Origin of the sequence: Alteromonas aestuariivivens (assembly GCF_003367475.1) — a bacterium.
GTDB lineage: Bacteria > Pseudomonadota > Gammaproteobacteria > Enterobacterales > Alteromonadaceae > Alteromonas > Alteromonas aestuariivivens.
In genome coordinates this window covers 290,464-306,024 of record NZ_QRHA01000005.1, presented here as the reverse complement: position 1 = coordinate 306,024, position 15,561 = coordinate 290,464, and the positions used below count along the sequence as shown (strand labels likewise).

Annotated in this window: 11 protein-coding genes; 8 read left to right on the top strand and 3 right to left on the bottom strand. The window is 50.2% G+C overall.

The window, feature by feature from the left end:
- Positions 1-3: 3 nt before the first annotated feature.
- Positions 4-855, bottom strand: coding sequence for a MurR/RpiR family transcriptional regulator (locus DXV75_RS08780; RefSeq protein WP_115593027.1), 852 nt, complete (start codon positions 853-855; stop codon positions 4-6).
- A gap of 278 nt (positions 856-1,133) precedes the next feature.
- Here DXV75_RS08780 and zwf point away from each other — a divergent pair, with 278 nt between their 5' ends.
- From zwf to DXV75_RS08750, 6 genes are all read left to right on the top strand, one after another.
- Positions 1,134-2,633, top strand: coding sequence for a glucose-6-phosphate dehydrogenase (gene zwf, locus DXV75_RS08775; RefSeq protein ID WP_115593026.1), 1,500 nt, complete (start codon positions 1,134-1,136; stop codon positions 2,631-2,633).
- A 1-nt stretch (position 2,634) separates the two neighbouring features.
- Positions 2,635-3,327 (top strand): 6-phosphogluconolactonase, encoded by a 693-nt coding sequence (gene pgl / locus DXV75_RS08770; protein WP_115593025.1) that lies wholly within the window; start codon positions 2,635-2,637, stop codon positions 3,325-3,327.
- 9 nt (positions 3,328-3,336) lie between these two features.
- Entirely contained in the window at positions 3,337-5,166 is a 1,830-nt protein-coding gene (edd, locus tag DXV75_RS08765) for a phosphogluconate dehydratase (RefSeq protein WP_115593024.1), read from the top strand.
- The gene (locus DXV75_RS08760) at positions 5,163-6,116 is read left to right on the top strand and encodes a glucokinase (RefSeq protein WP_115593023.1); all 954 of its coding nucleotides are present in this window, start codon (positions 5,163-5,165) and stop codon (positions 6,114-6,116) included. Before edd ends, DXV75_RS08760 begins: the two co-directional genes overlap by 4 nt.
- A 4-nt stretch (positions 6,117-6,120) precedes the next feature.
- A complete protein-coding gene (locus DXV75_RS08755) occupies positions 6,121-6,765 on the top strand; it encodes a bifunctional 4-hydroxy-2-oxoglutarate aldolase/2-dehydro-3-deoxy-phosphogluconate aldolase (RefSeq protein ID WP_115593076.1) in 645 nt (214 codons plus the stop codon).
- Between the two features lie 206 nt (positions 6,766-6,971).
- Complete coding sequence (locus DXV75_RS08750; RefSeq protein ID WP_245953154.1) at positions 6,972-8,537, top strand: arylsulfatase; 1,566 nt, start codon at positions 6,972-6,974, stop codon at positions 8,535-8,537.
- 67 nt (positions 8,538-8,604) lie between these two features.
- Here the strand turns inward: DXV75_RS08750 and DXV75_RS08745 are convergent, their stop codons facing one another.
- Positions 8,605-9,450, bottom strand: coding sequence for a D-hexose-6-phosphate mutarotase (locus tag DXV75_RS08745; RefSeq protein WP_115593022.1), 846 nt, complete (start codon positions 9,448-9,450; stop codon positions 8,605-8,607).
- Positions 9,451-9,809: 359 nt separating this feature from the next.
- A complete protein-coding gene (gene gap / locus DXV75_RS08740) occupies positions 9,810-10,805 on the bottom strand; it encodes a type I glyceraldehyde-3-phosphate dehydrogenase (RefSeq protein ID WP_115593021.1) in 996 nt (331 codons plus the stop codon).
- A 286-nt stretch (positions 10,806-11,091) separates the two neighbouring features.
- On the opposite strand from gap, the gene malQ reads away from it, so the two are divergent.
- Both malQ and glgB read left to right on the top strand, forming a co-directional pair.
- Positions 11,092-13,302 (top strand): 4-alpha-glucanotransferase, encoded by a 2,211-nt coding sequence (malQ, locus tag DXV75_RS08735; RefSeq protein ID WP_115593020.1) that lies wholly within the window; start codon positions 11,092-11,094, stop codon positions 13,300-13,302.
- A gap of 72 nt (positions 13,303-13,374) precedes the next feature.
- Complete coding sequence (gene glgB / locus DXV75_RS08730) at positions 13,375-15,555, top strand: 1,4-alpha-glucan branching protein GlgB (protein WP_115593019.1); 2,181 nt, start codon at positions 13,375-13,377, stop codon at positions 15,553-15,555.
- Positions 15,556-15,561 lie beyond the last annotated feature (6 nt).

Genomic DNA, 15,561 nt, shown 5'->3' with positions numbered 1-15,561 from the left:
ATTTTAATCAGATTTCTTTTCGTAACGGGATCCACGCAGCGTATCTTTAACGCGCTTGAGGTTCTCGCGAAATTTGTTGCCCCGTCTTAGCGTGAAGCCTGTCGCCAGTACGTCAATCATGGTCAACTGAGCAATACGGGAAGCCATTGGCATGTACATGTCAGTGTCTTCAGGTACTTCAAGCGACAATACATAGGTACATTCCTGAGCCAGCGGGCTGTCGCCTGAGGTAATTCCTACCACGGTCGCGTCGTTCATTCGGGCTATCTGAGCAATTTCGACCAGGCTCTTGGTGCGGCCAGTGTGAGAAAACAGCACAACCACATCGCCTTCGTCACAGTTCATGCAACTCATGCGCTGCATGAGAATGTCTTCGAAATAAACGACAGGAACATTAAACCGAAAAAATTTATTCAGGGCATCGTGTGCCACAGATGCTGATGCCCCGAGGCCAAAAAAGGAAATTTTCTGTGCCTGGGTGAGCAAATCGACAACCCGGTTTACTGTGTTTACGTCTACCGATTGCCTGGCGACTTCCAGTGAGGCCATGGTGGATTCAAATATTTTGTTGGTGTATTCCTGCGGGCCGTCATTTTCATCTACGTGACGGTTCACATAGGGTGTACCATTGGCCAGACTTTGCGCAAGGTGCAATTTGAAATCAGGGAATCCCTTGGTATCCAGACGCCGGCAGAAGCGATTAACGGTGGGCTCACTGACGTCAGACATTTTAGCCAGGGTTGCTATACTCGAATGAATAGCAGTCTGAGGATTGGCCAGAATGATTTCTGCTACTTTGCGCTCAGACTTACTGAAGGCCGCTTTGTTTTGAGTGATCTTTTCAAGAATATTCATACAGATATAGCGCTTGGTTGAATAATGTTTGAGCCTCTTTCTCTCACTATAGTACTCAAAGTGACCTAAGTAACAAGAAAAATGTAATTTTTTGACAAATGGACCTGAAAATGCCCTCAAGAAGGGCATGAATTATCGCTGAAAATGGCATTTCATGGTTAAGTTGTAATTTTACTACAATTAGTGTTAACTTAATGCTAATAACAGACACGTTCCCTGAAACAAAAATTGGGATGTCGTCTGCTGTTACCGGTTTTATTATTTAAAAGGTCAACAATATGGTAATGGATAATTCCTTTGAACCCTGTGATTTTGTGCTGTTTGGCGCACTGGGGGATCTCTCTCGGCGCAAGTTGCTGCCGTCTCTTTACCAGCTGGAAAAAGCTGAGCTTATCCATCCGGACACCAAAATCATCGGTGTAGCCCGGCAGGAAATGTCGGTTGAAGCATTTGTTGAAGAAGCAAAGGTTAATATCAAGAAATTCAGCTCAGAGTCGCTTTGCGAAGAAACCTGGGCACGCATGCAGGCCCGCCTTGACTACGCCTGCGTTGATATGAAGGAAATGGACAGCTACAAGTCGCTGGAAGAGCACGTCGATGCGGAAAGAACAATGGTGTGCTATCTGGCAACGCCACCGGCCATTTACGGTGACATCTGTCGTGGCCTGCACAGTTGTAACATCATTGACAGCAGTGTACGCCTTGTTCTGGAAAAACCGATTGGTCACGATCTCGAATCTTCCATGGTCATCAACGATCAGGTTGCTGAATTCTTTAAGGAATCGCAGATTTACCGTATCGATCATTACCTGGGTAAGGAAACGGTACTTAACCTGATTGCACTGCGTTTTGCCAATTCAATTTTCACTACCAACTGGGACCACAACTGTATCGATCACGTACAGATCAGTGTTGCGGAGTCCGTAGGGATTGAAGGGCGGTGGGGCTACTTTGATGATGCCGGCCAGATGCGGGATATGGTTCAAAATCACCTGTTGCAGATTTTGTCTCTGGTGGCTATGGAACCGCCTGCAACGCTGGAAGCAAGCAATATTCGTAACGAAAAACTGAAAGTGCTCAAGGCGTTGCGTCCGATAAATTCAACCAATGTAAACGAGAGTACGGTCCGCGGGCAGTACACAGCCGGCTTTGTCAAAGGTGAGGAAGTACCCGGGTACCTCGAAGAAGATGGTGCCAATACGCAAAGCCAGACTGAAACTTTTGTAGCGATAAAAGCGGAAATTGACAACTGGCGCTGGGCCGGGGTTCCGTTTTACTTGCGCACCGGTAAGCGCATGCCCACCAAGGTCAGTGAGGTTGTTATTTACTTCAAGCGCCAACCGCACAACCTGTTCGGCGAAAGCTTCAAAAATCTGCCACCGAACAAATTGGTTATCCGTCTGCAGCCCGATGAAGGGGTAGAGATCACGGTAATGAACAAGGTGCCAGGGCTGACCAGTTCCGGTTCAATGGATTTGCAGAAATCCAAGCTTAACCTGAGCTTCTCGGAAGCGTTTTCGGATGAACGCATTCCTGATGCGTATGAAAAACTGTTGTTGGAAGTAATGTTAGGCAATCAGGCGCTGTTTGTGCGTCGTGATGAAATCGAGCAGGCCTGGACCTGGGTAGACTCCATTCTGGAGGCCTGGAAAAATACCAATGAGCCACCCGAGCCATATCAGGCCGGAACCTGGGGCCCGGTTGAATCGATCGGTCTGCTGGCCAGAGAAAATCGCAGCTGGTATGAAAGTAAACTGACAAAATCAGGTAAAAAGTAACATGGCACTGACAACACAGTCTTTTGAAAGCCCTCAGGCACTTACTGAAGCATTTGCCGCGCAGTTGGTCTCCATTTTGTCTGATGGTATCGCCAAACGCGGTCGCGCCAGTTTGGTAGTGAGTGGGGGCCGAACGCCCCTCGCGTTGTTTCAGACTTTGAGTAACGCAGACCTGGAGTGGGATAAGGTAGATGTAACGCTGGCAGATGAGCGTTGGGTCGATGAGGCCGATGATGCCAGCAACACCCGTTTGGTTAGAGAAAACCTGATTCAGAATAAGGCGTCAGTTGCCAATTTTGTTACCCTGAAAACCGACCACAGCGATGCCAAAGACGGCATTGGTGAGGCTGAATCGCGGGTTGCGAATTTGGCTCAGCCTTTTGATGCCCTGATTCTCGGAATGGGTGAAGATGGCCACACTGCATCTTTGTTTCCCTGCTCAGAACAGGTCGAAGCCGGTCTGGATATGGACAGTGGCCGGGTCTGCATTGCTGTACAGCCAACAACGGCTCCCCATCAGCGCATCTCTTTGACCTTGCCGGCTTTGCTGAACAGCCGAAATATTTTTCTGCACCTGACCGGCGAGAGTAAAAAGGACGTGTTAACCGATGCGCTGTCTGGTGCAACCGAAGTGCAAAAGCCCATTACTGCGGTGGTAAACCGCGCACCTGTTACCTTAATGTGGGCGCCTTAGGAGTTAATTATGAATTCACAGATTGCTGAGGTTACTCAGCGGATTATCGAGCGTAGCCGGGCTACCCGCCAGGCGTACCTGGACAAAATTGAGCAGGCCAGGGAACAAGGGCCACACCGGGGAGTGCTGTCGTGTGGAAACCTTGCTCACGGTTTTGCCGCCTGTGGAGCGAGTGAGAAAGCCGACTTACGCAGTATGACCAAGGCCAACGTGGCGATAGTGTCCTCATACAACGATATGCTTTCTGCCCACCAGCCTTATGAAAGCTATCCGGCAATAATCAAGGAAGCCATTAATTCGGTTGGCAGTGTGGCACAGTTTGCCGGCGGCGTTCCGGCAATGTGTGACGGTGTTACTCAGGGTAACCCGGGGATGGAACTCAGCCTGATGAGCCGCGACATCATCGCCCAGTCAGCGGCGGTTTCGCTTTCACACAATATGTTCGATGCCACTCTGATGCTTGGGATCTGTGACAAGATTGTCCCAGGCCTTTTGATGGGCGCGCTTGCGTTCGGGCACCTGCCAACAGTATTTGTCCCCGCTGGGCCAATGCCGTCAGGCTTGCCGAATAAAGAAAAGGCACGGGTACGTCAGGCTTACGCTGAGGGGAAAGCCGGGCGTGAGGAACTGCTTGAGGCTGAATCCCAGTCTTATCATTCCGCCGGTACCTGTACATTTTACGGTACTGCCAACTCAAATCAGCTGATAGTTGAGATGATGGGCTTGCATTTGCCGGGGTCGTCGTTCGTTAATCCGGGCACGCCATTACGTGACGCCCTCACCAAAGCGGCCGCTGTTCAGGCTACTCGCCTGACGGACCTTGGTGACAACTATACGCCCATCGGGCACATTGTGGATGCCAAGGCGCTGGTGAATGGGCTGGTTGCACTGCTGGCAACCGGTGGTTCAACCAACCATACCATGCACCTGATTGCAGTGGCCCGTGCAGCTGGTTACATCATTAACTGGGATGATTTCTCGGATATTTCCAATGCTGTGCCACTGCTCACCCGAATTTATCCAAACGGTTCTGCAGATATAAACCATTTTACCGCTGCCGGGGGGATGGCTCTGCTCTTCAGGGAACTGTTGGATGCTGGCCTGCTGCATAACGATGTTAAAACCATTTGTGGTGAAGGATTGGAGCAGTACACCAAAGAGCCTGTTTTGCAGGATGGCGAACTGATTTGGCGGGATGGCCCCACTGAATCGTTCGACAAGGAAGTGGTAGCGTCTGTCAAAGCGCCCTTTAAGCCAGACGGTGGTCTGACCGTTCTGACCGGAAATCTGGGGCGTTCAGTAATAAAAACCTCCGCATTGCGCAATCCTCATTTTCATATCAAGGCACCTGCTGTGGTATTTGAAGACCAGTATGAGCTTGATGCAGCTTTCAAAGCCGGCGATCTGGACAAGGACTGTGTGGTAGTGGTGCGTTATCAGGGCCCATCAGCCATCGGCATGCCGGAACTGCACCGTTTAACCCCACCTCTTGGTGTACTGCAGGATCGTGGCTATAAGGTGGCACTGGTAACCGACGGGCGAATGTCCGGCGCCTCCGGTAAGGTTCCGGCAGCAATCCACGTAACCCCCGAGGCTTACCATGGTGGTCTGCTCAGCAAGGTTGAGAGCGGTGACATTATCGAATTGAACACTGCTACCGGTGAACTTACGCTGTGTGTTGATGAAGAAACACTGGCAGGGCGGGAAATCAGGCCGGGAAATGTTGATAAACATCAACAGGGAATGGGCCGTGAACTGTTTGCAGGTGTACGTTCAACACTGAGTGGTGCAGAAGAAGGTGCTTGCTCGCTGTTTGTATCGCAGGAGCAACCGTTATGAGCGCTCGGTTTGTAGCAGATGTTGGCGGCACGAACATTCGTGTTGCCCGGGTTACCGAGTCTGGGGTGACGGACATTCAAAAATACCTCTGTCAGGAATTTGCCAGCATCGACCTGGCAATTTCGCAGTATTTTTCAGAACATCCGGAGCACAAGTTTACCCAGGGGTGTATCGCAATAGCCTGTCCGGTATTGGGTGATCAGGTTGCTATGACCAACCACAGCTGGGCGTTTTCGCAAACCGCGTTAAAACAGCAACTCAAACTGGATGCGTTGTTTGTGATCAACGACTTTACCGCAGTTGCCCATTCTTTGCCGGTGTTGTCCGGTGACCAGGTCATTCAGATTGGTGAAGGCACTGCAGTCAGCGGTGGCAATATTGCAGTGTTTGGCCCCGGGACTGGCCTTGGGGTAGAACATATCACAATGACGTCAACCGGATGGCAAACGCTGGACGGTGAAGGTGGTCATGTGGACTTTGCTCCCGTCGACGAAACCGACGTGGTTATCTGGCGTCATTTATACAAGACGTTCGGCAGGGCCTCAGCTGAAGAGGTTATGTCCGGGCGCGGTATCGTGAACATTTACACGGCGCTGGCGGGGCACCATGAACAGCCTGCGCGTTTCACTGAGCCAGCACAGATTACTGAAAAAGCGCTGGATGGCAGTTGTGACATTTGCGCTGCTGCCCTGACCCAGTTTTGTCGGATTATGGGCAGCTTTGCAGGTAATCTGGCACTTAATATGGCCACTACCGGTGGCGTATTTATTGGTGGTGGCATTGCCACCCGGTTTACCGATTATATCCGCGAAAGTGATTTCAGAGCCCGCTTTGAGGCGAAAGGGCAGATGAAGCACTACGTCAAAGATATACCCACATACCTGATCGCAGAGCCAGATCACGGCTTACTTGGTGCGTCAGCGTATTTACAACAACATACTGCGAGTTGAAACCATGACTACGAATTGGAAAATATCTCCGGCTGAAGTATTTGCTGCCGGACCCGTCGTTCCAGTACTGGTTATCCACGATTTGGATAAAGCAGTGCCTTTGGCGAAAGCATTGATGGCAGGAGGCATTAAAGTACTGGAAGTGACTTTGCGTACGCCAGTGGCCCTCGATGTCATTAAAACTATCGCAGAACAATTGCCTGATGCCCTGATTGGCGCAGGTACTGTGACAAACGCACAGCAACTCAAGGAAGTGGCCGAGGCCGGAGCAAAGTTTGCTATCAGCCCGGGTATGACCAAAGAATTGCTGGAAGCGGGTATTGAGTGTGATATTCCTTTGATCCCGGGAATTTCTTCTATTTCCGACCTGATGAAAGGTAAAGATGCCGGTTATCAATACATGAAATTTTTCCCGGCCGAGGCTTCCGGCGGGATCAAAGCGCTTAAATCTATCGGCGGTCCTTTCCCGGATGTGGTTTTTTGCCCAACTGGCGGCATTGGCCCGGCAAACTACAAAGATTACCTCGCGTTGCCAAACGTGAAATGCGTGGGTGGTTCGTGGGTAGCTCCGGATGACGCCATCGCAGCTGGCGACTGGGACAAAATTACTCAGCTGGCGAAAGAAGCGGTTGCAGGAGCGAGCAGCTAAACTCATCCTTTTGTGACTCCAGAGCCATTCCTGCAAAAGCCAGTCAGACAATTCTGACTGGCTTTTTTGTTGCTGCGCCGGGTAATCTATTGATCAAATTGTGGTGTTAAACGGGTTCGTTGCCAATTCTTTCAAGCCATTTAGTAAGTTGCATATCGGTGTTTTTGGACTAAGGTAATTCTAGGTTCCCGCCACAGCGCTTCCTTATGCAAACCCACCAGTCACAAATAACCCTGATGCAGTTAATTGTTCGCCTTTCCTTCCTGCTGTTGTGCAGTTGGTGGTTGACCGCAACGGCACATGCCGCAGACAAACCCAATATTCTGGTCATCTGGGGAGACGATGTAGGGATGTGGAACATCAGCGCCTATCATCGCGGCATGATGGGAGGAAGTACGCCGAACATCGACCGCATTGCTAATGAGGGCATGATCTTTATGGACCACTATGCGCAAGCATCCTGTACTGCTGGTCGCGCGGCATTCATAACTGGTCAGTACCCGATTCGTATTGGTCTGAGTACGGTGGGGTTGCCCGGTGCCGAACAGGGCTTGCAGGAAAACGTGCCGACGCTGGCGGAGATGCTCAAGGATCATGGCTATGCCACTGGTCAGTTCGGTAAGAATCACCTCGGTGACCGGGACGAGCACCTGCCAACCAACCATGGGTTTGATGAGTTTTACGGTATTCTGTATCACCTCAATGCTGGTGAGTATGCGGAACAATATGATTACCCGAAGGATGAAGAAACTCAGCAAAGCTTCAATCTAACGATGCGGGGCGTCATTCATTCCAAAGCGTTATCCGATGGAAAGCAGGAAATAAAGGATCTCGGCAGCTGGGGAAGGGAGCGCCAGCGCACACTTGACCAGGATGTGCTGCAACAATCTAAACGCTTTATTGCCGAGGCAGCCCAGGCGGATGAGCCATTCTTCGTTTGGCACAATACTACCCGAATGCATTATCGCACTAATCTGACCAAAGAATATGAGGGTAAGAGCGGCTACGGTTTATACGCTGACGGTATGATGGAACTGGATGACGATGTTGGTGAGCTGCTTAACCTGTTAGACGAATTGGGTGTGGCAGACAATACCATTGTGATGTTTTCAACCGATAACGGCGCGGCTTCCAATTCTTGGCCCGACGGTGGCAATCAGCCATTTCACGGTGAAAAAGGCGTAGGGGGCTGGGAAGGGGGCTTCAGAGTACCTATGCTGGTGAAATGGCCTGGCAAAATTGCGCCCGGTACCCACACAGGCGAATTCATGACTATGGAAGACTGGGTGCCCACCCTCATGTCATGGGTAGGGGACAAAACCATTAAGCAAGATTTGCTGGATGGCAAAAAAATCGCGGGCAAAAACCAGAAAGCCCACCTGGACGGCTATGACCAAAGTGAGCTGTTATTGAATCAGGGCGCATCCAGTCGCAAAGAGTTCTACTATTTTACTGAGACTACCTTTCACGGTATGCGTTACGGCGACTGGAAGTTCCTGTTTATTGATCAGCATGAGTGGTTTCGGGCAACCCAGCAACCTATGACAACTCCGTTCATCATCAATTTAAAGCTGGACCCGTTTGAGCGATTTATCCATGCCCGTGGCTATGATGAATGGGCCGAGAATCGTTCCTGGACACTTGGCCCAGCGGGAGCCCAAATTGCTCAGTTCGTAAAAAGTTTCGAGCAGTTTCCGCCTACGCAAGCGAGTTTTTCAGCGCAGGTATCAGACGTGAGCAAGATGATCAATTCTCAGGCGATAAATCGGTAAGCGGCACAGTACGACTGCAAAACAGCGGGTGGGCATTATCAATGAGCTGCCCCCTGTTTTGCACGCCTTAGCCAATGATTTGGGTCAGGCTGTGAGTTTCGCCTGGCTGCAGTTCCTTACCCCCGGTATACGCCGTTTCCACGCAGACCATATGCTTGTATCCAAAGGCATCCATATCGCCAATACTGGCAGCGCCATGCCACGGGTTCCAGACTACAATGGAGTCATGGCCCCTGGATTCAACATCAGTCAGGAACTCGTCGTTATCCAGAATGGAAACCCGCGGGCACGGGCTTAGGTGAATACGGTCCGTTTCACCAGAGAATCGATACGGGGACGGTGTGGGTTTTACTGCCCAGTTGTCGGTTTTATCTTTGTAATCACCGGTCAGGCCCAGAAGTGAAGCCTTATCAATGTTTGGAACATTGAAATAGGTGTGCAGCGCACAATTAAACGTAAACGCCACAACTCCGGTGTTTGAAGTACGCAAAGTAATCGAACAAACGTCCCCCAATACAAATTCAAGTTGCACTGAGCAGTCGTACTCAAAGCCGGTGCCGCGGGTGAATGTTGGAGACAAAACCACGCGCGTACCTTTTTCCGATTCATCAGATTCGGTTACTTTCCAGGTTTGGGTGCGCAAATAGCCGTGAGAGGGTAGTTCTCCCTTTTGCTTGCCGTGGTTATCACTGAACCAGGGCCAGCACACCGGAACGCCTCCACGGATCGGGCGTTCACCATTTAAGTAGGCCATAGGGCTCAGCCAGAGTCGCTCGCGGCCATCGCTTTTGGGAACGTATGACAGCAAGTGGCCACCGTACAGGCTGATTTTTGCGCTGCACAGCGGGTTGTCGATCAGTAAAAAGCTGACCCCGCCGGATTCTTCAATGCTGATAGTATTGGCGATAGGCATGGTTTCTCCAGATATGAACAAGATTGAATTTTGTCATTACACTTACGCATGTAAGCACTGGGCAAGTTGCGTAGCATGTGCAACCAACTCTTTGATGATATTGATTTAATCTATAACATTTGGGCGTGATGCGTCATCATTTGATGCAATAATTTTTATGTTAACTGTTTGAATTGCGGTACAGGGAGCAAACCTCAGCCCATGAACCTGTCATCCAACGGACTATAAAAACTGAATTTCAAATCTCATGAACCAGAATCAAACAAATTAGCGGGCAACAAAAAAGGTGTGATTATGCAATCACACCTTTTTTTTGGCCGGTCAGGTCTGACAGCGGAAATTTTTCCGCGTATACAAGCTTACTGGCTGATGTGTTTAACCAGATCCAGTACCTTGTTGGAGTAGCCCCACTCATTGTCGTACCAGGAAACCACTTTTACAAAGGTATCGGTCAACGCAATACCGGCAGTAGCATCGAAAATTGAGGTATTTGAGTCGCCGAGGAAGTCGTTGGAAACCACCGCGTCTTCGGTGTAGCTCAGAATGCCTTTTAGTTCACCTTCGGCCGCTTCTTTCATAGCAGCGCAAATTGCGTCGTAGCTGGTTGGGGTTGCCAGGTTTACAGTCAGGTCAACCACGGAAACGTTCGGAGTAGGAACACGGAAGGCCATACCGGTCAGTTTTCCGTTCAATGCAGGAATTACCTTACCTACTGCTTTTGCAGCACCGGTCGATGATGGAATGATGTTCTGGCCTGCACCACGGCCACCGCGCCAGTCTTTCTTGGAAGGACCGTCTACGGTTTTCTGGGTTGCAGTGGTGGCGTGAACAGTGGTCATCAGACCGTCCACAATGCCAAATTTGTCGTTCAGAACTTTGGCCAGAGGCGCAAGACAGTTGGTGGTACAGGAAGCGTTGGAGACAATGGCTTCTCCGGCATAACTGTCGTGATTCACACCCATAACAAACATCGGGGTGTCGTCTTTTGAAGGCGCAGACATAACCACTTTTTTGGCTCCTGCCTGAATGTGTTTGGCGGCAGTTTCCTTGGTCAGGAACAAACCGGTGGATTCAACCACCACGTCAACGTCAACTGCATCCCATGCCAGGTTGGCCGGGTCCATTTCGGAAGTGACGCGAATAACAGAACCGTTTACGATAAGCTGGTCGTTTTCGATTTTTACATCGCCATCGAAAATACCGTGGGTAGAATCGTATTTTAACAAATAAGCAATATAATCTGTGTCGAGCAGGTCGTTGATAGCGACGACTTCAATGTCATTTCGAGCTGCTGCAGCGCGCATTACCAGCCGTCCGATGCGTCCAAAACCGTTGATACCGATGCGAATTGTCATGACGTACCTCTAATGTTCGTTCTAAATGAAAAAAAATTACGTAAAGTATGGATCAAAATGTCAAATTTGGCAAAAGAAAAAGCAATACTTGTTACAAAATTACAATTTGCTTTCTTTGCAATCGTATTCAGTTTCGTTGCACTGCGAGTTCTACAATAATGTTAAAATTATGTACGTTGGATAGGGTGTATTTATCTGCGTTCATTATTTAAGAACGCAGATAAATACACCTTACGTGGGCCGAGGGTGGTATCACGCGCAACGATCTATATAGGAATAGCACAAAATGACAAATCACGTTCTGCAAAAGCTCGTTGAGATGCGGGGCATCGAAACCAACTATGTCGATGCGTGGGGGAATCCCGCCACCATTGCTGAGGCCAGTAAAGAAAAATTATTACAGGTTTTGGGGTACGACACCCAGAATGAATCGGTAATGTCCGAGCAGTTCGAAGATGAAATTCGCGCTCTGTGGCTAGCCCCCCTTAATCCGGTACAGGTATGCCGTGAAACCGAGTCGGTACAGATTGAAGTGCGCCTGCCCATCGAACTGGTGAACGACGCGTATACGATCGAAGTCACTACCGAGGAAGGTAAGGTGATTGCTCATCCGTTCACACCGGTTGAAGCCAATCTGGTTAATGCAACGGAACTGGAAGATATAGAATATCAGGCGTATCTGGTTGAGTTTCCTGAGATCTTACCTTTGGGCTATCACAGTCTGGTACTCAGGCCTTCGAAAGATGCAGACAGCGTCGCGCAAATGCGCCTGATTATCGCACCCGCTGCCTGTTACATTCCTGAAACCATTGAAAAGGGCAAGAAAATCTGGGGCCTGAGCGTTCAGTTGTATTGTGTGCGAAGTGAAAATAACTGGGGGATAGGGGATTTTTCTGATCTCGCCAGGCTGGTTTGTCAGTCAGCTGAAGTTGGGGCCGATTTTATTGGTCTCAACCCCATTCATGCATTGTATCCGGCGAATCCGGATGCCTGCAGTCCCTACGGCCCGTCCTCCCGCAAGTGGCTAAATTATCTTTACCTGGACGTAACGGCGCTGGAAGGGTACGAGGATGATTCTGTCCAGCAACTGGTGCAATCCAACGATTTTCAGGCTCGTCTGCAGCAGGCAAGAGCGGCGGAATACGTGGATTATGCCGCCGTATCTGATCTGAAGTTGTCTGCTTTGTCGGCGGTGTTTGATGTTTATTACGACAAATACCTGACCAAAAACACCCGCCAGAACCGCAGTTTCAAAGCGTTTGTAAAAGAAGGTGGCGAGAGCCTGGATATGCTGGCGGTGTATGACGCCCTGCAGGAATCGCTTAAAAATGACGGTAAAGAGTTTTGGGGCTGGCCGGTATTTCCTGAAAAATTCAAGGAGTATCACAAGGCGGATGTGGCCAAGTTCAAAAAGGCCAATCTTAAACGCGTACGTTTCTATCAGTTCCTGCAATGGCAGGCGGCCGAACAACTGGAGCAGGCCAGCCAGGCCGCGCAGAATGCCGGCATGGAAATCGGTTTGTACCGGGATCTTGCGGTAGGTGTCAGTGAGGGCAGTGCAGAAATTTGGGGGAACAAAGATTTGTATTGTGTGGGTGCCAGTGTTGGTGCTCCGCCAGATATTCTTGGCCCATTGGGGCAGAATTGGGGCTTGCCACCCATGGATCCCAAAATACTTTATCAGCAACAGTATCAGCCTATTATCGATTTGTTTTCGTCCAATATGGCTTCCTCCGGTGCGCTGCGTATCGACCACGTAATGGCATTGCTGCGTTTGTGGTGGGTTACCAAAGGGGATCATGCCCGCGATGGCGGATACGTCTACTACCCAGTCGACGATTTACTTGGGATTCTGGCGCTGGAAAGTCATCGCCATCAGAGCCTGGTAATCGGTGAAGACCTGGGCACCGTTCCCGAAGAAATTCGAAGTAAGCTGGCGGACAACGGGGTACATTCCTATCGGGTATTTTTCTTTGAACAGGCTGAAGACGGTGGTTTTTATTCACCGGCGCATTACCCCATTCAGTCTATGTCTACTCTGACCACTCATGATATGCCGACTTTAATTGGTTTTTGGCATTGTCTTGATTTGGAATTGGGTAAAGAATTAGGCTTGTACCCAACAGAGGAAATTCTGTCGACCCTGTACGCTGATCGTCATACCAACAAACAGGCCATTCTGGACACACTGCATGGGCATCTGTCTGTTGACGGTTCCGTCGGCAGGGACGTCAATTCCACCGGCATGAGCCGGGCTTTGAATTATGGCATGCAAACGCATATGGCGGGCGGGTCCAGTTCTCTGCTAAGTTTGCAGTTGGAAGATTGGCTGGAAATGGACAAACCGGTCAATATACCGGGGACGTTCAATGAGTATCCGAACTGGCGGCGTAAGCTGAGTGCGGATCTTGAGAGCATTTTTGCCACTTCCCACATTCGGGAGTTGGCAGGCCGTCTCACTGACGCTCGAAAAAGAGCCAGTAATAACAATGAGTAACCAAAGCGGTACCAAGCAGTAGCGGAATGTTCGCAGTCCGAAGGTCACTGCGAACATTTAAAGGAGTAGAGCATGCAAGTAGAGCAGCAGATGGCATGGAACAAATGTGCCCATCCGTTCGAGGTCCTGGGGCCCAAGAAGTCAGCCGGGGGCACAGCCATCACCGCCTGGATACCTGGTGCGACCAAGGTCGGGGTCACAGTTCTCGGGCAGGAAAAAGCCCTGATGGAACTCACAGCAGCAAAGGGGTCCAGTCTTTTTACCGGCCAGACGTCGGCTCTTTCAGACGGCCAGATCTACCAGCTCGATGTAGAAAATGCTGACGGGAAATACAGTTATGTTGATCCCTATCAGTTCCAGCAACAGGCTTATCATGCGGTGCATTTCATCGACCACGCGCCGCAAAATCTATATCGTCAGGGCGGGGCGCAGTTAATAGAGCTTGATGGCCCCAGTGGTGGCATTGCTGCCACCCGTTTTGCTGTATATGCACCTAACGCCAGTGCAGTTTCATTAATCGGCGACTTTAATCGCTGGGACAGTCGTCTTCACCCAATGCAGAAGACCGATTTGGGGTTCTGGGTACTGGTTGTGCCTGGCATCGTTGCCGGTGAACGATACAAATACCACATTAAAGACGCTCACGGGCACGATCTGCCGCACAAGGCAGACCCGCTGGGTTTTCACGCTGAACAGTTTCCTTCACATGCATCAAGGGTGTTCGACCACAGCCAGTATCAGTGGCAGGACGAAGTGTGGATGGAATCGCGCAAGCAGGACAAGTACCGCAGTCCGATGAGCATTTATGAAGTGCATCTGGGCTCCTGGAAACGGCCGCAATCAAAATCGAAGAAGCGTTACCTCAGCTACCGTGAACTGGCGGAAGATTTAATCCCCTACGTAAAGGAAATGGGCTATACCCATCTTGAACTTTTGCCGGTGTCGGAATACCCGTTTGACGGGTCCTGGGGCTATCAGCCGGTTGGTATGTTCGCGCCGACCAGCCGATTTGGTGATCCGGATGACTTTAAGTTTTTTGTTGATCAGTGCCATCAACAGCAGATTGGTGTGATCATCGACTGGGTACCTGCTCACTTCCCGGAAGACGGCCATGGGCTTGCACGCTTCGACGGTAGCCATGTATACGAATACGAAGACCCTCGCCGAGGATGGCATCCGGACTGGAACTCCTGCATTTACGATTTCGGCAAAGATACCGTTCGTCAGTTTCTTGTAGCCAATGCCCTGTTCTGGCTGGATAAATTTCACGTTGACGGCTTGCGCGTTGATGCCGTTGCTTCCATGTTGTATCTGGACTATTCCCGTAATGAAGGGGAATGGGTACCCAATGTGGACGGTGGCAATGAGAATTACGAGGCCATCAGCCTGTTGCGCTGGATGAATGAAGAAGTTTACCGCCACTTCCCTGATGCGGTAACCATTGCCGAGGAGTCAACGTCATTTCCCAAGGTCTCACGACCGGTGTTTGACGGTGGGCTGGGGTTCGGTTTTAAGTGGAATATGGGCTGGATGCACGATTCCTTGCATTACATCAGTAAAGATCCGGCCTATCGCTGTTACCATCATGGCGACATTACCTTCAGCATGGTTTACGCGTACCACGAAAACTTCATATTGCCCATATCGCATGATGAAGTGGTGCATGGCAAGGGCAGCATGCTAGGGAAAATGCCTGGGGATGAGTGGCAGCAGGCTGCAAATCTGCGCAGCTACGCGGCCTTTATGTTTGGTCACCCGGGTAAAAAACTCAATTTTATGGGTAATGAGATTGGCCAGGCCAGGGAGTGGAATCATGACGGTGAGCTTCAATGGGATTTGCTGGCATTCGACAAACACCAAGGCCTGCAAACACTCTACAAAACCCTTAATCGTCTTTACACCAGCGAACCGGCGTTGTACGAATGCGATCATCAGCCGGAAGGTTTTGCCTGGATTGATCATGAAAACGGTGAACAAAGTGTTCTGTCATTTGTGCGCAAGGATGCCAGCGACAGCCAGCATCTTTATGTGGTGAGTAACTTCACGCCCGTACCGCGCCCCAGTTTCCGCATCGGCGTCATGCGCCCAGGTAAATATAAGCTTGTACTGAATACCGATAGTCAGGTATTTTGGGGGAGCGAATACCCGGTCAGTGAGGTTGTGGAGGCAGTAGCAAAGCCTTGGAATCATCAGCCTTACTCGATTGAAATATCCATTCCCCCGCTGGCAACTTTGTATTTAATTCATGACTAGGAGATG